The organism is Corynebacterium sp. CNCTC7651 (assembly GCF_021496665.1).
In the GTDB taxonomy this organism is placed as follows: Bacteria; Actinomycetota; Actinomycetes; order Mycobacteriales; family Mycobacteriaceae; genus Corynebacterium.
In genome coordinates this window covers 184,332-209,051 of record NZ_CP071246.1, presented here as the reverse complement: position 1 = coordinate 209,051, position 24,720 = coordinate 184,332, and the positions used below count along the sequence as shown (strand labels likewise).

Sequence of the window (24,720 nt, the reverse complement as noted above, 5' to 3'; positions counted from 1 at the left end):
CCAGTAACGCCTTGGGGGACGATGCTGGTGACCGCGCGACTACAGGGCGCGCGGCATTGCCAGAGGAGTCCAGTTGTGACTGACTACCGGGCGGTGATGGACCTTGTGCTCAAAGGTTGGTCCGTCCGCCAAATCCGTACCACCGTGGGGTGTTCGCACACCACAGTTCAAAAAGCCCGCGAGGCGCTCGAAGCTTCAGGGATCACTACCGAAGCCCAACTCGCGGGATTGAGCAGTGAATCATTAGCCGGGCTGTTTCATGATGGGCGCAGCACCGGCCAGGGCGATTTCGTCCCGATTGATTACGATGCCGTGGCCAAGGCCAGGACCGGCAGGCACAAAGTAACGCTGCAGGTTTTGTGGGGCCGCTACACTGCCACCCCGGCTGCTGATGGGCAGCGCTATTACAGCTACGAGCGTTTCCGCCAGCTCGTGGCGCAGCACGTTGATGCTACGGGGCTGGCAGCCAGGATCACGCACGCCCCGGGACACACGATGCAGGTCGATTGGGCGGGCACTAAGATGCGCCTGTTCGACCCCACCGCAGGTCAGGGCCCGAAAGTCAGCGTGTTCGTCGCCTCGCTGCCGTATTCGGGGATGATCTTCGCCTGCGCCTGCCCAGATGAGCGCCAACAGTCCTGGCTTTCAGCTCATGTGCAGGCGTTTTCCTACTTCGGCGGGGTGGCAGAGGTTATCGTGCCGGATAATGCGTCGACGGCGTCGAATTCGATCAGTGCTGCTGATCGCAACCGGCGGGTCAATTCCACCTATGAGGAGTTTCTGGAGCACTACAACACCGCCGCTTTGCCGGCGCGGGCGAAAAGACCCAAAGACAAAGCCAGTGTGGAAGCCGCGGTGAAGATCGTCACCCAGAAGGTCATTCACGCACTCGATGGTCACCAGTGCGTTGACATTGATGAGCTCAACACCCGGATCCGTGCACTGGTCGATGCGATCAACACCGCCACTCCGTTTCGCAACCAGGACACAAGTCGCCGTGAGGTGTTCAACGAGTTCGAACGCGACCAACTCGCCGCACTACCTGCAAGCACGTGGCAGCGCACGGTGTGGAAACGGGCCAAAGTCGCACCGAACTTCCACATCACCGTCAACACCGCCCGGTATTCGGTTCCGTACCAGCTGGTAGGTCGCACTGTGGATGTGCGCATCACCGGTGACGTCCTCACCGTCTTCGACGCCGGCGAGCATGTCGCAACCCACCAGGTCGCGCGTCAACGCGCAGTGTATGTCACCGACACCGACCACGTGCCCGCGAACATGGTTGACACCCGGGGGTTGTGGACGAGTGAGTACTTCCTGCGCGAAGCCTCACGCATAGGCCCTGCCACCAAAGAGGTCATCGCGGAGATGATCGCCCAGAAAGCGATCCCGGCACAGGCGTACCAGTCGTGCCGCAACGTGCTGACCATGGGCAAGCGCGACAAGCTCGTCCTGGAAGAAGCCTGTCGTCGCCTCATAGATGCGGGCGGTGCTCGCCGGGCAGTGAGCTACACCGCAGTGAAGAACATGATGGCCGCGGTCCGCAAAGACCACACCACCCGCCCCACCGGCACGACAACCCCCGCCAGGGACACCACACCAGTACAAAGCACTACTCCGGCGCCGGCTCGTGACACGCGCGGCGCCTACCTCGGCGGTGCCGCCCAGTTCAGCTTGGAAAACCTCACGAAGAAAGGCCCCACCCAATGATCCCGCCACAACCAGCATCAGCCAACGCACGCTTCCTGGATGAATCCGTCCTGCCGGTCTTCACCAGCCTGCGCATGACCGCATTCGGCCAAAGCGTCATCGACATCGCCGCCGACCCCGAATTCGACGACTGGTCATTTTCCGACAAAGTGCTCTACGCACTCGATAAAGAGGTCGCGGCCAAGCGCGAACGGCGAGTCAACAAACTGCTCAAAGCATCCCGATCGCCAAATCCCGATGCTTGTATTGAAGAAATCACCTACGCGCCCAGCCGCACCATCAACAAAGAGCAAATCACCCGACTCGCTCACTGCCAATGGTGCCAAAGCGCGCAAAACATTGTCATCTAAGGCCAAATCCTCCGTCGGCAAAACCTACCTCGCACTCGCACTGCTCAACGCCGCCTGCCGAAAGGACTACACAGCCAAGTTCTTCCGCACCGACACCCTGGCCAACCACCTAGCAGTGCTCAAACACGGTGACATTGAGCGGATGAAGTTCCTCGAGGAACTCCACACCGCGGATGTGCTCGTGCTTGATGATTTCCTCACCACTCCCATCGATGCCGCAACCGCCCACCAACTGCTGACCATCCTTGCCGAGCGAGAGCACCGAGGATCCACAATCGTGACATCCCAGTTCACACCAGATGAGTGGTACAAATCCATCCCCGACGCCGTCATCGCCGAATCCATCCTCAACCGCCTCGTCGCCGGCGCCGAAATCATCCCACTCGAAGGAGACAACATGCGACTGACAACCTAACCCCCAACCCCCACAGCACCCGGGTGTTACCCGAAACCCACCCGGGTGTTACCCGATACCCACCACACCGTTACTAAACACGTGGTCTAAACAACAAAGCTGACGGCGGCGAGAATGCCCAACAGAATCGTGCCGATGTTGCTGCGTTGCTCTGGCTCTTGGTAGCTCGGCTCGTAATACGGCTGCTCGTAGTGCGGCTGCTGGTACTGCGGCTGCTGGTACTGCGGCTGCTGATACTGAGCTTGCTGGTACTGGGCTTGCTGGTACTGGGCTTGCTGGTATTGGGGTTGGGACTGTTCCGGGAAGTACTGCTTGGGGCGCTGGCGCCCCTCATCGCGGGGCTCGCGCCGCGTACCGCTGCGCCACGTTCGTCGGCGGGATTTCCTGCCGGAAGCGGTACAGCTCGCGCCCATTGAGCTCTTTCTTATCGACGAAGTGTGCCGGCGCCGACACCCTGAGCACCGGGTCGAAGACTTCGTGCGCCTGCTCCGCCGCCACCCCCGCCGGAAACTTGAGCCAGAACCCCTCCACCGGCACCTGCACTGCCGGCATCCCCATCACCAGCTGCACGTCCGCCGGCTCCTCCACGCGGCCGGTCTTCCGGTTCATCTCGAACGACCACGTCGACGCCGTAACCAAGTTGTCGAAGTCGGTCGCCGCTTCCCCCGCGCGCAAGGTGTCCCCCACCCGCACCGCCGCCACCCCAGCGTTCGACGGCTCGCGGATCTCCATGTGCAACTGCCTTGTCACCGGCGCCGGCTGGCCGTCGCGCACCCCGTCCGGGTCGTGCATTGTCCACGTGGTCTGCTTCAGGGAGAGGGGCAGCCGCCCGTCATCAAGAATGAAGCTCGGAGCAACCCAACCCCCCACCAACAAGGCAACGCCGAGGCCGACGAGCAGCACAGAGAAAACGCGGGACTTCGGCATGGTTGGCACATTACCCCACCCAAAGCGAAACCCCCGCCGCCCGGTTGAAAAACCGGAGGCAGGGGGAACGTCGCTAAGAATGAAGTTCTTACTTCAGGGTGACGGTAGCGCCAGCCTCTTCCAGCTTGGCCTTAGCAGCCTCAGCGTCGTCCTTGTTAGCGCCCTCGAGGATGGCCTTCGGTGCGCCCTCAACCATCTCCTTGGCGTCCTTCAGGCCGAGGCCCGGAACGAGCTCGCGGACAGCCTTAATAACGCCGATCTTCTTGTCGCCGGCAGCCTCGAGAACGACGTCGAACTCGTCCTTCTCCTCCTCAGCCGGAGCGTCGCCGCCAGCAGCGCCCGGAGCAGCAGCAACTGCAACCGGAGCAGCAGCGGTCACGTCGAAGACCTCCTCGAACTCCTTCAGGAACTCGGAGAGCTCGATGAGGGTCATTTCCTTGAACTGCTCGATGAGCTCGTCCTTGGTGAGCTTAGCCATGGTGGCTTCCTTTCTATGGTCCAACCGCATCCCGCGGCCGGCACGTAATTGGGGTGTGTAGTTGGTGTTGGGCGTGAAGCGCTTTACGCAGCTTCGCCCTGCTTGTCCTGCAGCGCGGCAACGAGTCGTGCCGTCTTGGATGCCGGAGCCTGGAACAGGCCGGCAGCCTTCGCCAGAGAGCCCTGGAACGCGCCAGCGAGCTTTGCAAGGGTGGTCTCGCGGTTGTCCATCTCTGCGATCGCGGCCGCCTGGGCTGCGTCGAGAGCGTTACCGTCCATGTAGCCGCCCTTGACAATGAACTTGTCATTGTCCTTGGCGAACTTCTTCATCACCTTCGCGGCGTCCACGGTTGCGTCGCCCTTAACAAAGGCGACGGCGGTGGGGCCGACGAGGATGTCATCGAGACCCTCAATGCCCTGCTCGGAAGCAGCGATCTTGACGAGGGTGTTCTTGGCGACGTGCAGTTCAACGTCAAAACCGAGCTCACCGCGCAGCTGCTGCAGCTGGCTCACGGTCAGACCGCGGTACTCGGTGAGGAACACAGCGCTGGAGTCAGCGAACTTCTCCTTGAGTTCAGCCAGCTCCGCAACGTTCTTCGGGTTTGCCATGACACACGCCTCCTTCCAATAACTTCATGTTCTTGTATCCGCCCGGAGCATTAAAAAATGCCCCGTGCAGAAGCACGAGGCATCCTGAAAGGCGTGCCACGTTTCTCCTGCGTGGGCCGATCCCTGGGATGGGATACCTTCGACTCCGCGAGGGAGTAGCCGACGGTCTTCGGTGAAACTTGAGCCTGGGACTAAGTCCCGTTCAAACTTCGGGTAGCAACCTTAGGCCAGGGGCGCGGCAAACTCCAAATCGCGGCTTTGTCGCGGCCCCGGAGACGCAAAAGCCCCGGCCGGACGCGGGGTCCAGACCGGGGCTGAAAGCGCAGGGAAGCTTACGCCTGGGTTGCGTAGTTCTTCTGCACGGACGGGTCAACCGGGATGCCCGGGCCCTGGGTTGCGGAAACCGTGATCTTCTTCAGGTAGATACCCTTGGCGGAAGCCGGCTTCAGGCGGATGACCTCGTCCAGGAGCGCGCCGTAGTTCTCAGCGAGCTGCTCCGGGGTGAAGGATGCCTTGCCGATCAGGGCGTGCAGGTTGGAAGCCTTGTCCACACGGAAGGCGATCTTGCCGCCCTTGGACTCCTGGACAGCCTTCGCCACGTCCGGGGTCACGGTGCCGGTCTTCGGGTTCGGCATCAGACCACGCGGGCCGAGCACACGGGCAACGCGGCCGACCTTGGCCATCTGGTCCGGGGTAGCGATAGCCACGTCGAAGTTGATCTGGCCAGCGTTGATCTGCTCGATCAGCTCGTCGGTGCCAACGATGTCGGCGCCAGCCTCCTGGGCCTTGGTAGCGTTCTCGCCCTCGGCGAAGACGGCCACGCGGACGGTCTTACCGGTGCCGTGCGGCAGGTTCACGGTGCCACGAACCAGCTGGTCAGCCTTGCGCGGGTCCACGGAAAGGCGCATTGCAACGTCGATCGTGGAGTCGTACTTCTCGGAGGAGGTGTCCTTTGCAAGGGTGACTGCCTCGAGCGGGTGGTAGAGCTGCTCGCGGTTAACCTTCGCGGCCTGCTCCTCGTAGTGCTTGGACTTGTTTGCCATGTTGAATCCTTATGTGTCGTGCGGGCACCAGCACGGGTGTCCGCAAGGGTTGTGGTGGGTGCGGGCCTGGCTGGCCCTACCACTCGCGGTACCGGGCGGCACCGCGCGGGGCGCGCTATCGCGCTTGAAGTAAGCGGGAAGCCTGCTTACTTCTCAACCTCGATGCCCATGGAACGGGCGGTGCCAGCGATGATCGCTGCGCCAGCCTCGATGTCGCGGGCGTTGAGGTCGTTCTTCTTGGTCTCAGCGATCTCCTTGCACTGCTCCCAGGTGACCTTGCCAACCTTCTGGGTGTGCGGCACGCCGGAGCCCTTCTGCAGGCCAGCGGCCTTGAGCAGCAGGGACGCAGCCGGCGGGGACTTCAGCACGAAGTCGAAGGAGCGGTCTTCGTACACGGTGATCTCAACCGGGACGATGTCGCCGCGCATGGACTCAGTAGCAGCGTTGTACGCCTTGGTGAACTCAACAATGTTCACACCGTGCGCACCAAGCGCCGGACCAACCGGCGGAGCCGGGTTAGCCATACCTGCCTGGATCTGCAGCTTGATCAGGCCAGTGACCTTCTTCTTAGCCATCGAATTACCTCAATTCCTTGGTACGGCCACGCAGTCACGATGTTCACTGCGCAGCCTCCGGATGCCCGCTTCATGCGAGCCACCGGGGATGAACGAACAAAACCGTCGTCCTGCCCTGCGCGTAAAACGCATTGTGGGCAGGCGCGACGGTTGAGTGTACGCGGGGCAAACGTCGAAAAGCAAAATGCTTCTCGACGCCCGCTTAAATAATCCGCTCGATCTGATCCGCGGTGAGCTCCACCGGGGTCTCGCGGCCGAAGATGGACACGAGCGCCTGGATCTTGCCCGTCTCCGGGTCGATCGCGTTGATGGTGGCGGACACGGATGCGAGGGCACCGGAGAGGATGGTGACGGCCTCGCCCACCTGGTAGTCGTGCGCCAGCTTTGGCTTGACCTCTTCCTCCGGCATGGCGATGACGGTCTCGCCGTCCTCGTTCGCCTTCGCCTTCTCGCCGGCGACCGGCTCGGTCTTCGGCATGAGGAACTTGGCCACGTCGCGGTGCTTCACCGGGGTCGCGTTGCCCTCGTTGCCCACGAAGGAGGTCACGCCCGGGGTTTCGCGGACGACGGACCACGCGGCGTCATTCATCTCCATGCGGACCAGGACGTAGCCCGGCAGCAGCTTGCGCTTGACCAGCTTGCGCTTGCCGTCCTTCAGCTCGACGGCCTGCTCGATGGGCACCACGACGTCGAAGATGGAGTCCTCCACCTCGAGGGTCTGGATGCGCATGTCCAGGTTCGTCTTCACCTTGTTCTCGTAGCCCGAGTAGGATTGGATGATGTACCACTCGCCCGGCAGCTTCTTCAGCTCGCGGGTGTACTCGCGCAGGCGGCGCTTGTACTCGGAGTCCGCATCCTCGGCCGGCTCGCCGCCAAGCGCGGCCTCCGCCGCCGCGAGGTCGCCTTCCTGGATCGGCTCTTCCTCCACCTCGAGGCCGGTCTCCGGGTCGACCTCCGGCGCCGCGGCCTGGTTGTCCCCGGCCTGGTCGCCCGCGTCCTGGTCACCCGCGTCCGGCTCGTCCGCGAGCGGCTCCACCTCGGAGGCGCCCAGCAGCGGCTCGGTCTCGGGCTCCACCGGGGCGCCCTCATCGATCATGACCTGGTTGTCCTCGATCTCCTCGACGACCTCCGCAAGGTCTTCCACCTCGCCGGTCGCTTCCGCCCCGGCAGCCTCAGCGCCAGTCGCCTCAACGGCTTCAGCTTCCGTCGGGTCTACGTAGCCAGCCTCGGCGGCGGCCTGAAGTTCGGACGTGTTCTCGTTGTCCATAATCACTTCCTTCTAGTTGGAGGAAGTCTCCTCCTCGTCGCGCTCAGATTCCTTGGCCTCCGGATCGGTGCTCGGCTGCACCGGCGCGCCCTCGTCGATCATTTCCTGCTCGTTGTTCTCGACGGTGTTCTTCGCGTCCTTGTTTGCCTCAGTCATCGCTGCGGGTCTCCTTACACTTTCCGTTCCTTGACGTTTTCAGCCCAGCGTACCGACGAAGCAGCACATGCGGGCCAAAAATTATCCCGCCTCCTCTGCGTTGGCGAGGTGGCGGGAGAAACGTACTGTGCTGTGAGTATACCTACCGGATCAGGATCCACTGAATCAGCTTCGAGGCGAGGATGTCGGTGCCCCACACAAGCGCGGTGATCACGATCAGGAAGGCGAACACGATCAGCGTGTAGTTGAGCATCTGGCGGCCGGTGGGCCAGATGACTTTCTTCATCTCGGAGGCGACTTCACCCGGGAATGCGGCCACGCCGCCGCCGGTGCGGTCTTCCGGCTCACGATCCTGGGTGGCCGGTGTGCGCTTCTCAGCGTACGTAGCGCCGGAAACAGGAGAAGCTCCGTGCAGCTGACGCTTACCGGTCGGCTGCGCGGGGGTCTGACCGTTCGGATTAGTCAAAAGAACTCCTCCAACTTCATGTTCTGGCAGGGGCGACAGGACTCGAACCTGCAACCTACGGTTTTGGAGACCGTTGCGCTACCAATTGCGCCACGCCCCTAGGGCAGACGTGCCGTAGGCCGAATGCACCTAGACCCTATCACGGGAACGAATGTCCCCGATCGAGGTGAGTAGCGATGGAGAGAATTGAACTCTCGACACAGCGATTATGAGTCGCTTGCTCTACCACTGAGCTACACCGCCATGTGTTTGCCTAGGCAAACAACAGAGCCCCCTATCAGAATCGAACTGATGACCTTTTCCTTACCATGGAAACGCTCTGCCGACTGAGCTAAGGGGGCACAGCCTCTAAGTTGTGGATCTTGCTTTTCGTTTGACCCGCTCCGTTGAAGCCTTGGAAAGATTAACCCGCTTCCGTTTCTTTACACAAATCGCCTGCACACAACGCCTTTTCGGGCACTTTTGCTTTACGACGAAAGCTTCCCCGCAATCCCCACGCCACCCGCCACGACCCGTGACAACCGCGAAGTAATACACTAGCATTCTTGTTGATACGTCACCACCGGGAGGGTTTTCATGAAAGCGTTCGGATTTCTAAGCTTCGGGCACTACGCCTTCGGGGGCCAGCGCGGGCCGTCTGCGGAAAAGATCGCCAAGATCCACCTGGAGATCGCCCAGGCAGCTGACGAGATCGGCGTGAACAACGCCTCCTTCCGCGTCCACCACTTCGTGCCGCAGGCCTCCGCCCCGATGCCGCTGCTCGGTGCTGTCGCCGCCACCACCAAACACATCGAGGTGGGCACCGGCGTGATCGACATGCGCTACGAAAACCCGCTCTACCTCGCCGAAGAGGCTGCGTCCCTCTACCAGCTCTCCGGTGGCCGCGTGGCCTTGGGCGTCTCGCGCGGCGCCCCCGAGGTTGCTGACCGCGGCTGGGAAGCCTTCGGCTACAAGGGCGATGCCTCCAACGGGGCGGACGTGGCACGCCGCCACCTCGAGGCGTTCATGGCCGCCGTCGACGGCAACGGGTTTGCCACCGCCGCACCCCTGGACCGCCAGTACCCCAACATGTTCCAGCCCGGCTCAGCTCTCCCGGTCTTCCCGCTTGCGCGCGAACTGCGCAAGCACATTTTCTACGGCTCCGGCACCCACGCTTCTGCCGAACAGACCGCCAAGGACGGCCTCAACTTGATGTCCTCCACCCTGGTCTCCGAGACCACCTCGGAGACCCTGGGCGAGATCCAGGCGGACCAAATCAACCGCTACCGCGCCGCGTGGAAAGAAGCTGGCCACGATTGGACGCCACGCGTGTCCGTCTCCCGATCCATCTTCCCCATCGTGGACGGCGCGGACATGCAGCGCTTTGGCATGCAGGCCTCCGGCTCCGACCAGGTCGGGATACTTCCTGACGTGGGCGCTTCCACCTTCGGACGCACCTACGCCGCCGAGCCGGACAAGCTCATCGAGCAGCTCAAGGCAGACCCCGCCGTCATGGCAGCCGATACCCTGCTCCTCACCATCCCCACCGGCATGGGCGTGGACGTCAACGTGAAGATTCTGGAGAACTTCGCCACCCACGTCGCCCCCGCGCTGGGCTGGCAGCCCAACACCGAAGACCCCGTCACCGGCTACCCAATCGACAAGTGATGTAACGCGCGAAACCCCGCACCTTGGGGGGTACGGGGTTTAAGCGTTCTGGGTGCCAGGTAGAAGATTCGAACTTCTGAAGGCAATGCCGGCGGATTTACAGTCCGCTCCCTTTGGCCGCTCGGGCAACCTGGCGAGCACCTTTAAAGTGCGTGGATTACTCTACAACACCGCCCACATGCCAGCGCAAACCGGCAGGTGAAACGCGGTGTTTGGAAACTAGCCCACGCGGCTGACGGTGAGCTCGACGAGGGAACGCAGGGCGTGGTTCGCGGGACCGTCCTCAAGCAAATCAAGCTCCCGCTCAGCGGCGGCGAGGTACTCGCGCACGGTCTCCAGCGCCCGCTCGCGCCCGTTGGACTCGCGCAGGAGGGCAAGGGCGCGCTCCACGTCCGCGTCTTCGGTCAGCGGGCCGGTGAGCATGCGGCGAAGCTCCTCGCCGGCCGGCGAATCCTCCTCAAGCGCGTAGAGCACCGGGAGGGTGAACACGCCCTCGCGCAGGTCCGTGCCCGGGGTCTTGCCGGACTCTGCGGGGTCGGAGAAGATGTCGATGATGTCGTCCACAATCTGGAAGACCACGCCCACCGCGGCGCCCATGCGTTCGCAGCTGGCTACCGTCGCCGCGTCCGCTCCGGAGAGCTTCGCCCCAAGGTAGGAGGCACCGGCGATAAGCACGCCCGTCTTTTCCTCCACCACCTTGAGGTAGTGCTGCACCTCGTCAGCCCCGCGCGCGCCCTCAGTCTCGCGCATCTGGCCGGTGACTAGCGTCTGGAACGTGTCGGCGAAGTACGCCACCGTCCCCGTGTCAATCTCGGACATGAGGCGGGAGGTGTGCGCCAGGAGGATGTCGCCGGCCAGGATGGCCACCGAGTTGTTCCAGCGCGCGTTCGCGGAGGCCACGCCGCGGCGGCGGTCCGCCTCATCCATCACATCGTCGTGATAGAGCGTGGCTAGGTGCACCATCTCCGTGAGCACGGCGCCCTTGATCACGTTCTCCGCCCCCGGGTTCGGGCCGAACTCGCTGCACAGCAGCGCCATCACCGGGCGGAAGCGCTTCCCGCCGGCAAAAGCCAGATGGTTCACCTTCTCGGTGATGAAATCCTCGCCGTAGTTCAGCCGCTCGCGCAACAGCGTCTCCACCGCAGCCATCCCGTCGGTGACGCGCTGCGTCAACCCTGCATCACCAAGGTCGAGGGTGAACCCGTTGCGCGGTGACGGTTTGGGGCCGTTTGTCATCGTCAGACGTCCTTGCAGTCGAGGCTTGAAGTAAGGGCAGACAGTTCAAACTTAGTCGAACGCCCACGCCACACACAGCAGCAGGGCTAACGGGTGGGCTCTGGCACAATGAGGCCCGTGAATTCACAGGCGTTCGATTGCATCGTTGTGGGCGCAGGCCCGTCCGGCTCAACCGCCGCCATCGCGGCGCAGCGCGCGGGCTTGAGCACCCTGCTTATCGACGCCCAGTCCCCCAACCGCGACAAGACCTGCGGCGACGGCCTCACACCACGCGCCGTGCACACGCTGCACCGATTGGGTCTGACCCACATCCTGCCCGCCTACCGCAACCACGGCCTGAAGCTGCACGGGTTCGGGGGCGACGTCACCGCCGCGTGGCCCGACGGGTGCTACGGCACGGAGGGTTCCGCCAGCCCCCGCGCTACGTTCGATGCCGCGCTTGTCGACGAAGCCCGCCGCGCCGGCGCCGAAGTCTGGCAGAACTGCGCGGCGACGGGTGTGGATTTCAGCGGGGGGTTGATTTCTGCCGTCGATACGCAAAAGGGGCCTGTGCGGGCGCGGTGGGTGATCGTGGCGGACGGGGTGCGCTCCCCCTTCGGGAAGCTCCTGGGCCGCGAGTGGCACCGCGGCGAGGTGTACGGGATCGCCGCGCGCAGTTACTGCGAGTCGCCCTTCGCGGAGGAGCCGTGGATGCACTCGCACGTGGAGCTGCGCGACGGCGCGGGCGAGGTGCAGCCCGGGTACGGCTGGATCTTCCCGCTCGGCGACGGCACAGTGAACCTGGGCTGCGGCGCGCTGTCCACCGACGCCCGGCCGGCGAAAGTGAACACCAAGAAGCTGCTGGCCACCTACGCGGAGCAGCAGCGCGCTAACTGGCAGCTGGGGCCCGAGCGCTCGGTGATGTCCGCGCTGCTGCCGATGGGCGGCGCGGTGTCCGGCGTTGGGGGGCCGAACTGGGCGCTGATCGGGGACGCCGCCGCGTGCGTGAACCCGCTCAACGGCGAGGGCATCGACTACGGCATGGAGACCGCGCTGATGGCCGTGGAGCTGCTCGCGGAGGGCAAGGACCTGACGCTGACCTGGCCGCTCGCGCTGCGCGAGGCATACGGCGACGCGTTCGCCCTGGCCCGCACCGCCGCGCGCCTGCTCACCTACCCGCAGTTCCTCCCCGCGGCTGGGCCCGTGGCCATGCGCGGGGTGGGCGGGCGCTACCTCATGCCCGCCGCCGCGCGCCTGATGGGCAATCTGATCACGGAAGGAGACCGCGACCTCATCGCCCGCGCTTGGCGTGCGGCAGGCAGGCTCGCGCCGCGTTCCGCCCCGCTCTGGGGCTAGGGTGCTTTACGACGGTGGGCTTTACGACGGCTTTACCGCGCCATGAATCGCCACAACCCCACCCGTGAGGTCGAGCCAGCCGGCATCTTCCCAGCCGTTGCGGTTGATCGCGTTTGCCAGCTGCTCCTGGTCCGGCCACGCGCGGATTGATTCCGCCAGGTACTCGTAGGCCTCCGGGTTGGAGGAAAACACCTTGGCCACGCGCGGCAGCGCGATGGGCAGGTATTCCTTGTACAGCTTGCGGAACCCCGGGATGACGGGGGTGGAAAATTCGTTGACCGCCAGGCGCCCGCCGGGCTTGGTCACTCGGGCCATCTCGCGCAGGCCGGCTTCGAAGTCGTGGATGTTGCGCAGGCCGTAGGAGATGGTGACGGCGTCGAAGGTCTCATCCGCGAACGGCAGGTGCATTGCGTCGCCGGCCACCTTGGGCACGTCGCGGTGCGCGCCGGCGGCCAGCATGCCCTGCGAGAAGTCGCACGCCACCACCCACGCGCCGGACTTCGCCAGCTCCACGGTGGACACTGCGGTGCCGGCAGCGAGGTCCAGCACGCGCTCGCCCGGTTTCAGGTCCAGGTGCTTCCGGGTGCGGCGGCGCCACGTCTTATCCAGGCCGAAGGACAGGACGGTGTTGGTGATGTCGTACTTCGCCCCCACGTCGTCGAACATCCCCGCAACGTCGAAGGGCTTCTTCTCTAGGTCTGCCTTGGCCATGGTTGGCAAGTCTAGCGGGGGCTGTGGTGCTTACAGCCCTGCGCGCTTGGTTAGCACCAGAGCGACGGGGCCGGCGGGACGGGTGCCGCGGCTCGCGCAAGTGGCGCCGCTGGCTTTCGCGGCGATGCAGGAGTCGCAGCTGCCGCCGGCGCAGGCGGAGCCGAGCTCCTCCAGTGTGAGGCGGCCCGTGCGCTCAAGGTGGTGAATGATGGCGTCCACGGTGGAGCCGCTGAGGCCCGTGGTGTCGCGGATCTCCGCGCGGCTGCGTGCGCCGTCGCGGATCGCGGTGGTGACGGCTTCCATCGGCCGCATTAGAAGAACACCTTCAGCAGCTGGAACGCGCCGACTGCCAGGGCCCACGCCAGCGCGAGCTGCCCCACGAGGCCGATCATGGTCCACTTCCAGCCGATCTCCCTGCGCTGGGCAGCAAGCGTTGCGACGCACGGAGTGTACGCCATCAAGAAGATCATGTACGCCCACACCGCGGCGATGCCGTGGCCGCCGGAGGCCTGGTCGAAGTCCGCGCGCACCGCGGTTGCCAGGTCGGAGGAGCCCTGGGCCTCCGGGGTGTCTTCTAGCGGGTCCTCGACGGCGTAGGTCTGCGCCCAGGTTGAGATCAGGGCTTCCTTGGCCAAGAAGCCGGTGATCAGCGGGCCGGTGAGGGACCAGGAGCCGAAGCCGGCGGGTTCGAAGACGGGGGCGATGGTGTCGGAGACCACGCCGTAGACCGAGTCCTGCGGGGCGAGTTCCTCGTCGCCCCAGCTGTGGCCCGCGACGGCGGGGGTGGACAGCAGGAACCAGATGGCAACAACGGCGGCGACGATGATGCCGCCCGCCGTCTGCAGGAAACCCTTCAGGCGCGTCCACGTCACCGAGGCCGCGAGTCGCGCGGTGGGCCACTGGTACACAGGCAGGTCGATGACCAGCGGGTCCGCACCCATCGTGCGCCACACCAGGTTCTTCAGCAGCAGGCCGGAGAGCACCACGAGACCGATGGAGACCAGGTACATCACGAACACAACCAAGCCGGCGTGATCCGGGAAGAACGTGTGCGCCAGCATCACGTACACCGTCAGGCGCGCGGAACAGGAGGTGAACGGCACGAGCAGCGCCGTCATGCGGCGCTGCGCCGGGGAGCTGAGCACCCGCGTGGCGGAGATCGCCGGCACGTTGCAGCCGAAGCCCACAATCAGCGGGATGAACGCCTTGCCCGGCAGGCCGATGGCGCGCATCAGCCGGTCCGCCACCACGGCGGCGCGGGCCATGTAGCCGGAATCCTCCAGCACCGCCAAGCACAGGAACATCAGCGCCATGAGCGGCACGAAGGTGAGCACCATGCCGACGCCGTTGATCAGTCCATCGACAACCAGTCCGTGCACGAACGGGTAATCCAGACCGACCGCCGCCAGTCCAGCCGTCGCCCAGGCAGACAGCGGGCCAGTGAAAAAGCTCTCCAGCCAGCCCTGCAGCGGCGCGGCCACCGTGGTGGTGATTTGGAACACCAAGAACATCGCCGCGAGGAAGATGATCGGCCCCAGCACCGGGTGGAGCACGAAGCGGTCGATTTTCTCGGTGGTGGATGCCTGGTGTTCGTCGCGAAGCGTGGCGGCGGCAACGGCCTCGTCGATCCACTCGAAGCGGGCGTCGGCGGCGGCGAACTCGAGGTCGTTGCCCTCGAGGTGCGCGAACTCGGAGAGGTCCATCGGCCTGACGGTGCGCACCGGGGTGCGCAGCTCCGCGTGCACGGTCTCGGCAAGCGTGGCGACGTCGCGGCGGCGCGGATCAATCTCCACCACCGGAATGCCAAGCTTCGCGGCCAGGACATCCGCGTCCACCTCTAGGCCCTGGCGCCGGGCCACGTCCCCCTTGGTCAGCACGATAACCATGCGGTACGGGTGCTCCGCAACCTGCGCGGCGAGATAGAGCCCGCGGGAAATGTTGGAGGTATCCACCGCCACCATCACCAGGTCGGGGCGGTCCTTGCCCAGGCGGGCGGGGTTGTCCAGCAGCAGGTCGCGGGTCAGCGCCTCGTCCGGGCTCACCGGGTCCAGCGAGTACGCGCCCGGGAAGTCGATGACGTTGAAGCTGCGCGGCGCTGCCCCAGCCGGCACTGCCCCAACCGGCGCTGCCCGCCACACGCCGCGGGACACCTCGACGGTGGTGCCGGGGTAGTTGCCCATCGTGGCGCGCGCCCCCGTCAATGCGTTGAACAGGGTGGACTTGCCGGCGTTCGGCGCACCCACCAGCGCAATCGTCGGAGAGCCGACGGCAACCTCATCCGCCGCCGGGCCGCAGTGGGAACATGCGCCCGCAGGTGCGATTACCGCGAGCTGCTCAACCGCGTCCGCCGCCTCGGCGGAGAGCTGGCCGGTTCCGGGGGTGATGGGGGTGCTCATCGCGCGGGCTCCTTCACGTCCACAAGGATGTGCTTGAGCGCGTACTTGTCCAGCGCGTAGTGGGTGTCGCGCACCTTGACCACGCGCCCGCCGCCGGCGGTCTTCTGCATGACCGTGACTTCGGCTCCGCTGCGCAGGCCCAACTCACGCAGGCGACGGTCCAGCTTCGCGTCCACCATGGCGGCGGTGATGACGGCGTGGTCGCCGATGGGAACGTCGAAAAGCGTGCGCTCCGTCGCGGCGGCCATCCAGCACTCCTTGAAGTTAGGGTTACTTAATACAAGCAAGCCTACGGTAAGAAGTGCGCCAAAAGGAAGGCAATCCTATGTGATGTGCTGCACCCTAACGGCGGTGCGCTCTTCAAGCGCCGCGGAGGCGCGGCACGCGGGCCCAGCCGGGCAGAGCGACGTCGCGGCCGAAGAGGTTGACCACGTTGCGGTTGTAGTCGCGGATCACCTCGTCGTAGTAGCCCACCAGCTGCGTACACAGCGCGTCCCAGGTCTTGTCGGACACGGACTCGCGGGCAATGAGTTTCATGTCCTCCAGGCGGGCATCGTCCAAGATCCACGCCGCCGCGTCCGGCAGCTCCTCCTCGAAGGTGTCCACCTCCAGCAGCAGGCCGTTCACGCCGTGGTTGATCAGGTCGATCGGGCCGCCGGCGCGGGGCCCGATCGTGGGCACGCCGGAGGCCTGCGCCTCCTGGATGGCCTGACAGAACGTCTCGAACTCGCCGGTGTGCACGAACAGGTCCAGCGACGCGTACGCACGCGCCAGCTGCTCGCCGGACAGCGCGCCGGTGAACACCGCACCCGGCAGCGCCGCCTCGAGCGGCTGGCGCTCCGGGCCATCGCCGACGACGACAAGTTGGATCGAAGGATCGTCGTGAAGCGGGGCAAGGCGCTGGACGCTCTTCTCCGCGGCGAGGCGCCCCACAAAGCCCACAATCTTCTTCTCCCCCGACGGGTCCCACTGGCGGCGCAGCATGTCGGAGCGGCGGGTGGGGTGGAACAGCTCCGCGTCCACGCCGCGGCCCCAGTGGCGGACGTTCTTGATGCCGTGGCTCTCCAGCTCGCGGATCGCCTCCGAGGACGGCGCGAGCGTGATCTCGCACATGTTGTGGATGGTGCGGGTCCAATCCCACGCGATCGACGCCACCATCGCCGCGTGGTACTTGGTGGCAAAACCGGCGACGTCCGTCTGGTACAGGCCCACCGCCGGCACGTCCAGCTGGCGGGCGGAGAACGCACCCGCGCCGCCGAGCACAAACGGGCTGGCCAGGTGAATCACGTCCGGGCGGAACTCAGCCAGGGCCGCCGTCACGGTAGTGGTGGGGACACCGACGGGCAGGGAATCCACCAGCGGGATGCGCACCGTGGGCACGCGCACGATGGGAAAGCCGAGGTAATCCGCCACTTCCTCCTGGAACTCGCGCGCGCCCGGCGCGATCACAATCGCGTCGTGCCCCTCACGCTTCAGGTGCTCCAGCACGCGAAGCACGGAGTTGGTCACGCCGTTGATGTTGGGCAGAAAGGACTCAGCAACAATTCCCACACGCATAATGCGTCCCACCCTTGCAGCCGTGCGGAAACTCCGCCTCAACCGTTGGTGAATGTCGCGTGAATTTTTACTTCCGCAGCCGCTCCGCCAAGGCCCGGCGCGTCGCGCGCGTGGTGGGCACCTCCACCACCGTGATCGGCTCCGGTTCCGCCTCGAGCTCCACCAGGGTTTGCGTCAGCTCAGGCAGGGTTTCCGCCCTGCGGTACGCCGCGCCATGGGCTTCTGCAAGCTTTTCGACGCTCACCCCATGCGGCGTACCAAACACCCGCTCAAACTGCCCCCGCAGCGCCTCGGCTCCGGGTTCGAGTGCCTCGAAGATCCCGCCGCCGTTGTCGTTGGCCACCACGATGGTGAGGTTGCCGGGCCGCGGCTCGTCCGGGCCGATGATGAGGCCGTTCGCGTCGTGGAGGAAGGTGAGGTCCCCCATGAGGGCGATGGTGCGGGGTGCGCGGATTTCGTCGGCACGCAACGCCTGCGTGGCCAGCGCGATGCCGACGGCCTGGGAGACGGTGCCGTCGATGCCGGCGGCACCGCGCGGGCTGTAGGTGTCCACGCCGTCGAACGGCATGCCGACCAGGCTGGCGTCGCGCACCGGGTTCGAGGAGCCGAGCACCAGCGTGTCGCCGACGGCGAGGGTGTCGCACACCGCGGCGGCGACGTGCAGGCCGGTGAGGCCGAAGGCGTCGTCCTCCAGCGCGGTGCGCACCGTCTCGGCGCCGACGTCGCCGGCGGCCTCGCAGATTTTCAGCCACGTGTCGGTCGGCTGGCCGGTGGCTTTCACGCGCGAGCCCACGCGGTCCGGCTTGCCGGTGACGGTGGCGGTGCGGGTGATGCCGATGACCTCGATCTCCGGGTCCGCGAGCAGCGCCATCACGTCGCGGTGCAGCGTCGGGTGGCCCACCACAATCACCTGCTCCGGCTTCGTCGACGCCGCGAAATCTCCGCCGTCGTGCGAAATGCTTACCGACGATTGCGCGAAGAACCGCGCCGCCAGCGGGTGCACCTGGTGGAAGGGGGTCGGGGCGGTGGGTTCCGCGATCGTCGGCACGTGCTCGAGCCCGGGGACGTCCCAGGCCTCGTCCCCGGCGATGACCAGCGTATCCTGGCTCAGGTCCACCTCCACCTCGCCGTGGTCCACCCACGCCGGCGCAGAGTCCAGCCGGCCGGGGCCCACGCGCCTGTGCTTGCCGACGCTTCCCAGCAACCCCTCCGGCACCAGCGGCGTATCCAGCGCGACGTTGATGTGCACCTGGTCCGCGGCGAAGCTGATCGCGTCGGCCGCTTCGAGGTCCGCCACCTGCTGCGTTGCGGCGTAGCGGCCGAAGATGCCCTGCTGCCAGATGGTCTGGCTCGCGCCGGTGCCCACCAGACGCTCCGGGCGGTCCGCGCTGACCACCGCAAGCGGGGTGTGGGACATGTGCGCCTCAATCACCGCCGGGTAGGCGTTCGCCACCGCGGTCCCCGACGTCATCACCACCGCGACGTGGCGTTTTTGCACCCGGGCGAGGCCGAGGGCGGTGAAGGCGGCGGAGCGTTCGTCGATACGCACGTGCACCGCCAAGTCCTCGTGCGCGAGGAGTGCGTACGCGAGCGGCGAGTTGCGCGAACCCGGGCTGAGCACGACGTCGGTGACGTTGCGGGCGAGGACCTCCGCGACGCGGGCGGCCAGTGCGATCGAATCCATTCGCCCTACCCTACTGGGTCTGGAAAATGGACTCGGCTTCGTTGCGCAGGTCCTCCAGCGCGTCGCGCACCTCCTGCGGCAGCTCGAAAGACGGCATCTGCGGCGGGTCCTGCGGGGCGGGCTCGCGGCCGGGGGCGCTGGTGGAGTTGGGGGCGGTGCCGTCGCGGCCGAAGAGCGGCGGGCGCTTGGTGGTGGTCTCCGTGGTGGTGACAATCTGGGTTTGCGTCTGCGTGACGGTCACCGGGGGTTTGTTCGCCTCCGCGGCGGCGCCGCGCCAGAGGAAGTAGAGCACGATCGCCGCGACCGCCGCGATGGCGAACAGCACGCCGAACACAATCGCGGGGACGTTGTCCCGCTCCTCCGGCTCCTGCGCGGGCGGGGTGTAGGGCGCGTAGTAGGGCTCCTCGTACTGCGGTGCCTGGTACTGCGGCTGCTGGTACTGCGGCTGCGCGGGCTGCTGCTCGTACTGCTGCTCCGGGAAGACCTGCTTGGGGCGCGGCCGGTCCTGAGAACCGAACTGGCGCGTCTCGTTATCCATGCGGATAGCGTAACGCGCCAAGCGGGGTAGGTAGCAGTGCTACAGCACGAGGCCGAAGACCGGGACGGCGATGAAGTACGTCGCCAGGGAGATCAGGACGCTGCCGATGATGTTCAGCCAGATGCCGGCCTTGATCATCTCGTTCATCTTGACGTAGCCGGAGGAGTACGCGATCGCGTTCGGCGGGGTGGCCACCGGCAGCATGAACGCGCACGTTGCGGCGAGCGCGACCGGGATGCAGAGCAGCATCACGTTCATCTCGGTGGAGGCGGTCAGGCCGATACCCACGGCCACACCACCCATGATCGGGAGGAACGTCGCGGCGGTTGCGGTGTTGGAGGTCAGCTCGGTGAGGAAGATGATCAGCACGGCGACGGCGAAGATCAGGAGGAACATCGGCAGGACGGACAGGCCCTTTGCAGCCTCACCGATCCACAGGGACAGGCCGGTGGAGGTGAACATGGCGGACAGGGACAGGCCGCCGCCGAAGAGGAGCAGGACGTCCCACGGCATCTCGTTCGCGCTCTCCCAGTCCAGGAGGCGCTTGCCGTCCTTGGACGCCGGAATGATGAACATCAAAAGGCCGGCGATGATGCCCACGATGGCGTCGTCGTACGGGAACTTCAAGCCGAGGTTGGTGCGCAGCAGCGGAATGATGATCCAGGACAGCGCGGCCAGCAGGAAGATGATGCCGACCATGACCTGCGGGAAGGTCCAGGGGCCGAGCTTCTTGATCTCGTTGTCGATGAGCTCCTTGCCGCCCGGGATCTGGTCCACCTCAGGCTTGAAGATGGTGATCAGCAGCCACCACGCGATGAAGGTGAAGATGATGGCCACCGGCAAGCCGACCAGCATCCACTGGCCGAAGCCGATGGTGATGTCGTGCGCTTCCTTCATGTAGCCGGCCATCAGCGCGTTCGGCGGGGTACCGATCAGGGTGCCCAGGGAGCCGATGGAGGCGGAGTACGCAATCGCCAGCATCAGCGCGGTGGCGAAGCGCTTCTGGTTCTCCATGCCGCCCACGGACTCGGCGGTGAGCATGAGCACGGACATGCCGATCGGCAGCATCACCACGGCGGTCGCGGTGTTGGACACCCACATGGACATGAAGCCGGTGGCCAGCATGAAGCCCAGGATGATGCGCTTCGGGCTGGTGCCCACGATCTTCACCACAACCAGCGCCAGGCGGCGGTGCAGGTTCCAGCGCTGCAGACCGAGGGCGATCAGGAAGCCGCCCATGAACAGGAAGATGGTGGAGGCGGCGTACGGGGACGCGACCTCCTTGAACGGCGCCACGCCCATGACGGGGAAGATCGCGATCGGCAGCAGGGCGGTGGCGGCGAGCGGAATCGCCTCCGTCATCCACCACACGCCCATGAGCACGGTCGCGGCGGCGACGATGCGCATGGCCTGGGACGTGTACTCCACGCCCTCCTTGGCGCCCGGGGAGTTTGCGACGGTGTCGCCCGCGCCCGTCGGGAAGATGTAGTACACAAGAATGGCCAGCGCCACGCCAAGGATGAGGCCGATGAGTTGGCGGCGCCACTCGCCCGGTTCCGGGCTCTTAGCCAGGTCGCCGTCCGAGAGGGCGGACGACTGGTGGGTCACGGGAGTAGACACGTCAGTCCCCTTACGTCGTACAGGTTTTGCGGATCAAACCTTAACCCCGTTCTCTAACCGCACATAGCAAAATCACAGATTTGTGCGCGGGTTAATATCCACCTTCCCCCGAATCAGGGGGTAGCACGCCCGGACGCGCTCGAACCACCAGTCCCGCCGCTCCCCCGGAGCCTTCAGGCCGTGCAGCCGTTCCGGGTCGGGGATGGTACGGGTGATGGGTAAGCAGCCGTCGATAAGCGGGCGCTCCGGCGCGACGTCCTCCACAAACAGCCGCTGCGTGGCCAGCCCCGCCGCGCGCGACCCGGCAAGCTTCGCCGCGACCAGCCCCGCGTCAATCCCCACCGCGGTATCCAGGGCGCTGGCCACCGTCAGCTCCAGCCCCAGCTCGCGCCCGATCCCCAGCAGGGTACGTACCCCACCAAGGGGCGCTTGCTTGACGACGCCAACCTGAGCCGCCCCCAACTCCACCACCCGTGGTGACACCTCGGCGAGCTCCTCGACGGTGGCGCAAGGCTGCTCGATGTACTCGAGCGGGCCAGTCTCGGTCAGCGCACGTTCGGCGGCGACGGCCTCCTCGACGGTCCACCCGCGGTTGGCGTCCACGCGGAGGGCGGCATCAGGGCGGAGTTGGCGGACGCGGTTGATGCGCAAGCGATCGTCGTCAAGCGAGTGCCCTTTTTCGGCGACCTTGATTTTGAACGTGCGGACGCCAGGGAAGCGCGCGAGCACGGCCTCGACCTCGGCGGGGGGCACGGCGGGGACGGTGCCGTTGACCTCCACCGAGCCTTCCGCGGCGGGGAGCCCGAGGTAGGCGGCCTCGATGCCGGAGGCGAGCCAGGCGGCGGCCTCCGCGGGCGCGTACTCCAGGAAGGGGGAGAATTCGCCCCAGCCGGCGGGGCCGTCGATGAGCAGTGCTTCGCGCGTGGTCACGCCGCGGAAGCGCACCGCCATCGGGAGGGCGACCACGTGGGCGCGGGCGAGGATGTCGTCGACGGTGGGCAGCTCCATGCCGGCCAGCGTAGCGTTGGCTGACATGAGCACCCAGCGCGACGACAGGTCCTGGTTCGCCCGGCGCGTCTTCCCCGACGGCGAAGAGCCGGACCCGCGCTTCACCCTGGCCAACGAGCGCACGTACCTGGCGTGGACGCGCACGGCGCTGGCGTTTCTGGCCGGCGGGATCGCGCTCGGGGCGTTTGATATCCACGGCGTGCACCCGCAGCACCAGAAAGCGGTGGCGGTGCTGGTGATCCTGGGCGGGCTGTGCATCGCGGGCGGCGCGGCCGTGCGGTGGGTGCACGTGGAGCGCGCGATGCGCCACGGCCGCCCGCTGCCGGTGCCCGCGATCGTGCCCGTGCTGTCCCTGATCGTGGCGGTGGCGCTGGCCGTGACCGCCGTGATGATCCTGGTGTAGGCCGTGCACGCGGATCCTGGGCTGCAGCCGGAGCGCACCTCCATGTCCTGGTCGCGCACGGCGATCTCGATGCTGGTGGTGTCTTCGATCCTGCTGCGTTGGGGGGACGTGTACGGCGCGGGCGTGCTGGCGCTGATCGCGGGGCTGGTGGCGTGCAGCGCGTTCGTGGTGCTGTCCAACCGCGCCGACTACCTGCGCGAGGTGCGCGGCATCCGGGACGAGCGGGTAGCGCCGGCACTGTGGCGGGTGGTGGTGCTGTCGTGCGCGGTGCTGGCGCTGGGTGTGGGGGCGATCGCGCTGGTTTTGGCCACGTAGCATCGCGCGGTGCTGGCGCTGGGTGTGGGGGCGATCGCGCTGGTTTTGGCCACGTAGCATCGGGGCCATGAGCTACTCCACCGAGCAGCCTTTCGACGCCAGCCAGTGGCGCGCCGTCGAGGGGTTCGATTTCACCGACATCACCTACCACCGCCACGTGGGCACCACGCGCGCGGACGGCATCGTGCGCATCGCGTTCAACCGGCCCGAGGTGCGCAACGCATTCCGGCCCCACACGGTGGATGAGCTGTACGCAGCGCTTGACGACGCTCGAAGGGATCCGTCGATAGGCACCGTGCTCTTAACCGGCAACGGGCCGAGCGCGAAGGACGGGGGCTGGGCGTTCTGCTCGGGCGGCGACCAGCGGATACGCGGGCGCTCCGGGTACCAGTACGCGACGACGCACGACAGCGACGACGCGGCCGCGACCGCGGAGGGTGTGGATGAGGCGCGCGTGAAGGCCGAGGGCGGCCGGCTGCATATTTTGGAGGTGCAGCGGCTGATTCGCACCATGCCGAAGGTAGTGATCGCGGTGGTGAACGGGTGGGCGGCCGGCGGCGGGCACTCGTTGCACGTGGTGTGTGACCTCACTATCGCCTCGCGGCAGGAGGCGCGGTTCAAGCAGACCGACGCGGACGTCGGGTCCTTCGACGCCGGCTACGGCTCCGCCTACCTGGCCAAGATGGTGGGGCAGAAATTCGCGCGCGAGATCTTCTTCCTCGGCCGGACGTACGGCGCCGAGGAGATGCAGCGCATGGGTGCGGTGAACATCGTCGCCGACCACGGCGAGCTGGAGGCGGAGGCGATCCGGGCCGCGCGGGAAATCAACACCAAGTCCCCCACCGCCCAGCGCATGCTCAAGTTCGCGTTCAACCTCACCGACGACGGGCTCATGGGCCAGCAGGTCTTCGCCGGCGAGGCGACCCGCCTGGCGTACATGACCGACGAGGCCGTCGAAGGCCGCGACTCCTTCCTGGAGAAACGCCCGCCGAACTGGGAGCAGTTCCCCTATTACTACTAGCGTGGGGTTCCTACCAGGGCGCAGGATCCCTTTATACATCTTTATAAATCGCCGAATTATAAAAAGTTACTCGGACCCCGTTTCGTTTCGGATGAACTCCGCGAATCCGGGAGCAGTGAAGGCCAAGAAGCCGTGACTCGTGGCATCTATTAACCCCTTATCCAGCAAAGCCCTTCGGGCCATGCTGATATCGGTACTGCCTTTCCCCATCGCCTCGGCGACAAGACCGCGCTTAACAGGTCCCTCCCCCAACGAAGCCATAGCCGTTAAAAGCCGCGCTTCTGCTTCGGTTGCTTTCTGCCAACGAGCGCGGAAAAAGGTACTCCGCATTTGCTCGAAGCGCTGGAGTGCACCCTGTACTTGGGCAACATCGATAGTCGAACCCGCACCGGGATACCCCGCTGCCTCCCAGGCGCAGTCTCCAATCACCTGAAGAAAGTAGGGATACCCCTGAGCCAGCGATAGTGCCTGCTCCAGCGCCGCCGCAGACCAGCTGACACCCTTGGCCTTGGCAGGAGCCACGAGAGCACTAGTCGAATCCTGCTCATCCAGTCCTTGCAGATACTCGTAGTAAAAGCGTTCCGCGAAACTCACCGCGTCTGTGATTACGTCTTGCGAATGGCTAAGTCCCGCGGCATACAACGCCATTGGAAGCTCGGGATTCTCTGCCTGCATATGCTGCCAGGCATACGCCATTGCGCGCAGCCCATCCGCATCTGAGCTTTGGATTTCATCGATGAAGACCACCAAACCTGATGATCGTTCCGCAGCGGCCTTGCCAGCTGCCACGAGTAGCTGCTGGAGTTGCGCAGCTCCACCGCTTACCACGCGAGATTTACCCAACTCTCCTGCAAACGTGACGGGCCCTAACTCAACGCTTACCGAGGAGAGCAGCGCATGGAGGGTGTCTGCAAGAGCACCTCGCCAGCTCCCGGAGATTCGCTCCAGCTCGGAGACTAACGACTCTATGAGGGGAGCATCACCTGCGGTGACAAATACCGTCTCAAAGTCCTTGTCGTGCGCGAAAGCCTGTGCGGCCCGCAGCAAACTGGTCTTTCCAACACCGCGAGGACCAGTGAACACGCTGATCCTCCCCACGAAATGGGGCTCCACTATGACGAAGGAGAGATCTCGCCGGATGCCCTCAAGTACCCGGTCCCTGCCGTAAATTTCCCCCGCTATTTGGCCCGGGGTGTAGGGACTGCGCTGCATACCACCTTTATACATCTTTATAAATCGCCGATTTATAAAGAT

28 protein-coding genes and 4 tRNA genes are annotated in these 24,720 nt (G+C 65.5%); 8 read left to right on the top strand and 24 right to left on the bottom strand.

All coding sequences use genetic code 11. From position 1 onward, the window contains the following. Positions 1 to 96: 96 nt before the first annotated feature. Genes istA through JZY91_RS11675 form a run of 3 tightly spaced genes read left to right on the top strand, consistent with a single transcriptional unit; the run spans position 97 to position 2,475 of the window. On the top strand, positions 97 to 1,710 hold the full coding sequence (gene istA / locus JZY91_RS01025; protein ID WP_234948153.1) for an IS21 family transposase: 1,614 nt from the start codon (positions 97 to 99) through the stop codon (positions 1,708 to 1,710). Next, positions 1,707 to 2,060 carry an ATP-binding protein gene (locus JZY91_RS11680; protein ID WP_255695740.1) on the top strand — a complete coding sequence of 118 codons (354 nt, stop codon included), beginning with the start codon at positions 1,707 to 1,709 and terminating at the stop codon, positions 2,058 to 2,060. Before istA ends, JZY91_RS11680 begins: the two co-directional genes overlap by 4 nt. Beyond that, positions 2,050 to 2,475 (top strand): ATP-binding protein, encoded by a 426-nt coding sequence (locus JZY91_RS11675; RefSeq protein WP_255695745.1) that lies wholly within the window; start codon positions 2,050 to 2,052, stop codon positions 2,473 to 2,475. Before JZY91_RS11680 ends, JZY91_RS11675 begins: the two co-directional genes overlap by 11 nt. 86 nt (positions 2,476 to 2,561) lie before the next feature. Here JZY91_RS11675 and JZY91_RS01015 read toward each other — a convergent pair whose 3' ends face one another. The 12 genes from JZY91_RS01015 to JZY91_RS00960 all read right to left on the bottom strand — a co-directional run bounded on the left by JZY91_RS01015 (position 2,562) and on the right by JZY91_RS00960 (position 8,336). Beyond that, positions 2,562 to 2,888, bottom strand: a complete 327-nt coding sequence (locus tag JZY91_RS01015) for a hypothetical protein (protein WP_234948152.1) — start codon at positions 2,886 to 2,888, stop codon at positions 2,562 to 2,564. Beyond that, a complete protein-coding gene (locus JZY91_RS01010; protein WP_234948151.1) occupies positions 2,806 to 3,402 on the bottom strand; it encodes a porin PorA family protein in 597 nt (198 codons plus the stop codon). The genes JZY91_RS01015 and JZY91_RS01010 overlap by 83 nt, the downstream gene beginning before the upstream one ends. An 88-nt stretch (positions 3,403 to 3,490) precedes the next feature. After that, entirely contained in the window at positions 3,491 to 3,880 is a 390-nt protein-coding gene (rplL, locus tag JZY91_RS01005) for a 50S ribosomal protein L7/L12 (protein WP_234948150.1), read from the bottom strand. Between the two features lie 83 nt (positions 3,881 to 3,963). Next, complete coding sequence (gene rplJ / locus JZY91_RS01000) at positions 3,964 to 4,488, bottom strand: 50S ribosomal protein L10 (RefSeq protein ID WP_234948149.1); 525 nt, start codon at positions 4,486 to 4,488, stop codon at positions 3,964 to 3,966. A gap of 332 nt (positions 4,489 to 4,820) precedes the next feature. Beyond that, positions 4,821 to 5,531, bottom strand: a complete 711-nt coding sequence (gene rplA, locus JZY91_RS00995; protein ID WP_234948148.1) for a 50S ribosomal protein L1 — start codon at positions 5,529 to 5,531, stop codon at positions 4,821 to 4,823. A 146-nt stretch (positions 5,532 to 5,677) separates the two neighbouring features. Next, positions 5,678 to 6,106, bottom strand: coding sequence for a 50S ribosomal protein L11 (gene rplK / locus JZY91_RS00990; RefSeq protein WP_234948147.1), 429 nt, complete (start codon positions 6,104 to 6,106; stop codon positions 5,678 to 5,680). A gap of 202 nt (positions 6,107 to 6,308) precedes the next feature. After that, the gene (gene nusG / locus JZY91_RS00985) at positions 6,309 to 7,202 is read right to left on the bottom strand and encodes a transcription termination/antitermination protein NusG (protein ID WP_234949007.1); all 894 of its coding nucleotides are present in this window, start codon (positions 7,200 to 7,202) and stop codon (positions 6,309 to 6,311) included. A gap of 183 nt (positions 7,203 to 7,385) precedes the next feature. Then, entirely contained in the window at positions 7,386 to 7,529 is a 144-nt protein-coding gene (locus tag JZY91_RS00980) for a hypothetical protein (protein ID WP_234948146.1), read from the bottom strand. A 142-nt stretch (positions 7,530 to 7,671) separates the two neighbouring features. Continuing rightward, positions 7,672 to 7,995 (bottom strand): preprotein translocase subunit SecE, encoded by a 324-nt coding sequence (gene secE / locus JZY91_RS00975; protein WP_234948145.1) that lies wholly within the window; start codon positions 7,993 to 7,995, stop codon positions 7,672 to 7,674. Between the two features lie 24 nt (positions 7,996 to 8,019). Beyond that, positions 8,020 to 8,095: transfer RNA gene (locus tag JZY91_RS00970), tRNA-Trp, on the bottom strand. Positions 8,096 to 8,166: 71 nt separating this feature from the next. Then, a tRNA-Met gene (locus tag JZY91_RS00965) sits at positions 8,167 to 8,238 on the bottom strand. A 25-nt stretch (positions 8,239 to 8,263) separates the two neighbouring features. After that, positions 8,264 to 8,336 (bottom strand) — tRNA-Thr (locus tag JZY91_RS00960). Between the two features lie 235 nt (positions 8,337 to 8,571). Here JZY91_RS00960 and JZY91_RS00955 point away from each other — a divergent pair. Next, positions 8,572 to 9,642, top strand: a complete 1,071-nt coding sequence (locus JZY91_RS00955) for an LLM class flavin-dependent oxidoreductase (protein ID WP_234948144.1) — start codon at positions 8,572 to 8,574, stop codon at positions 9,640 to 9,642. A 53-nt stretch (positions 9,643 to 9,695) separates the two neighbouring features. Here the strand turns inward: JZY91_RS00955 and JZY91_RS00950 are convergent. Then, positions 9,696 to 9,777, bottom strand: a tRNA-Tyr gene (locus JZY91_RS00950). An 84-nt stretch (positions 9,778 to 9,861) separates the two neighbouring features. Beyond that, positions 9,862 to 10,878: a polyprenyl synthetase family protein gene (locus tag JZY91_RS00945; protein ID WP_234948143.1), complete on the bottom strand. Its 1,017-nt coding sequence runs from the start codon at positions 10,876 to 10,878 to the stop codon at positions 9,862 to 9,864. 108 nt (positions 10,879 to 10,986) lie between these two features. Between JZY91_RS00945 and JZY91_RS00940 the strand changes: the two genes are divergently transcribed. Further along, complete coding sequence (locus JZY91_RS00940; RefSeq protein WP_370639232.1) at positions 10,987 to 12,213, top strand: geranylgeranyl reductase family protein; 1,227 nt, start codon at positions 10,987 to 10,989, stop codon at positions 12,211 to 12,213. Positions 12,214 to 12,234: 21 nt separating this feature from the next. Here the strand turns inward: JZY91_RS00940 and JZY91_RS00935 are convergent, their stop codons facing one another. From JZY91_RS00935 to JZY91_RS00895, 9 genes are all read right to left on the bottom strand, one after another. Beyond that, complete coding sequence (locus JZY91_RS00935) at positions 12,235 to 12,924, bottom strand: demethylmenaquinone methyltransferase (RefSeq protein ID WP_234948141.1); 690 nt, start codon at positions 12,922 to 12,924, stop codon at positions 12,235 to 12,237. A 30-nt stretch (positions 12,925 to 12,954) separates the two neighbouring features. Further along, the gene (locus tag JZY91_RS00930) at positions 12,955 to 13,236 is read right to left on the bottom strand and encodes a hypothetical protein (protein ID WP_234948140.1); all 282 of its coding nucleotides are present in this window, start codon (positions 13,234 to 13,236) and stop codon (positions 12,955 to 12,957) included. Then, positions 13,236 to 15,320 carry a ferrous iron transport protein B gene (gene feoB / locus JZY91_RS00925; protein ID WP_234948139.1) on the bottom strand — a complete coding sequence of 695 codons (2,085 nt, stop codon included), beginning with the start codon at positions 15,318 to 15,320 and terminating at the stop codon, positions 13,236 to 13,238. The genes JZY91_RS00930 and feoB overlap by 1 nt, the downstream gene beginning before the upstream one ends. Further along, entirely contained in the window at positions 15,317 to 15,568 is a 252-nt protein-coding gene (locus JZY91_RS00920) for a FeoA family protein (RefSeq protein WP_234948138.1), read from the bottom strand. Before JZY91_RS00920 ends, feoB begins: the two co-directional genes overlap by 4 nt. Before the next feature lie 112 nt (positions 15,569 to 15,680). Continuing rightward, positions 15,681 to 16,877, bottom strand: a complete 1,197-nt coding sequence (locus JZY91_RS00915) for a glycosyltransferase family 1 protein (RefSeq protein ID WP_234948137.1) — start codon at positions 16,875 to 16,877, stop codon at positions 15,681 to 15,683. A 67-nt stretch (positions 16,878 to 16,944) separates the two neighbouring features. Next, positions 16,945 to 18,561, bottom strand: a complete 1,617-nt coding sequence (gene menD, locus JZY91_RS00910; RefSeq protein WP_234948136.1) for a 2-succinyl-5-enolpyruvyl-6-hydroxy-3-cyclohexene-1-carboxylic-acid synthase — start codon at positions 18,559 to 18,561, stop codon at positions 16,945 to 16,947. A 10-nt stretch (positions 18,562 to 18,571) separates the two neighbouring features. Then, positions 18,572 to 19,099, bottom strand: coding sequence for a hypothetical protein (locus JZY91_RS00905; protein ID WP_234948135.1), 528 nt, complete (start codon positions 19,097 to 19,099; stop codon positions 18,572 to 18,574). A 39-nt stretch (positions 19,100 to 19,138) separates the two neighbouring features. Beyond that, positions 19,139 to 20,719: a DASS family sodium-coupled anion symporter gene (locus tag JZY91_RS00900; RefSeq protein ID WP_234948134.1), complete on the bottom strand. Its 1,581-nt coding sequence runs from the start codon at positions 20,717 to 20,719 to the stop codon at positions 19,139 to 19,141. A gap of 72 nt (positions 20,720 to 20,791) precedes the next feature. Then, the gene (locus tag JZY91_RS00895) at positions 20,792 to 21,754 is read right to left on the bottom strand and encodes an enolase C-terminal domain-like protein (RefSeq protein WP_234948133.1); all 963 of its coding nucleotides are present in this window, start codon (positions 21,752 to 21,754) and stop codon (positions 20,792 to 20,794) included. Here JZY91_RS00895 and JZY91_RS00890 point away from each other — a divergent pair. From JZY91_RS00890 to JZY91_RS00880, 3 genes are all read left to right on the top strand, one after another. Beyond that, positions 21,753 to 22,130 carry a YidH family protein gene (locus JZY91_RS00890; RefSeq protein WP_234948132.1) on the top strand — a complete coding sequence of 126 codons (378 nt, stop codon included), beginning with the start codon at positions 21,753 to 21,755 and terminating at the stop codon, positions 22,128 to 22,130. The two genes, JZY91_RS00895 and JZY91_RS00890, sit on opposite strands and share 2 nt — an antisense overlap. 3 nt (positions 22,131 to 22,133) lie before the next feature. After that, entirely contained in the window at positions 22,134 to 22,445 is a 312-nt protein-coding gene (locus JZY91_RS00885) for a DUF202 domain-containing protein (RefSeq protein WP_234948131.1), read from the top strand. A gap of 67 nt (positions 22,446 to 22,512) precedes the next feature. After that, positions 22,513 to 23,466 (top strand): 1,4-dihydroxy-2-naphthoyl-CoA synthase, encoded by a 954-nt coding sequence (locus JZY91_RS00880; RefSeq protein ID WP_234948130.1) that lies wholly within the window; start codon positions 22,513 to 22,515, stop codon positions 23,464 to 23,466. A gap of 66 nt (positions 23,467 to 23,532) precedes the next feature. Here the strand turns inward: JZY91_RS00880 and JZY91_RS00875 are convergent, their stop codons facing one another. Beyond that, complete coding sequence (locus JZY91_RS00875; protein WP_234948129.1) at positions 23,533 to 24,678, bottom strand: ATP-binding protein; 1,146 nt, start codon at positions 24,676 to 24,678, stop codon at positions 23,533 to 23,535. Positions 24,679 to 24,720 lie beyond the last annotated feature (42 nt).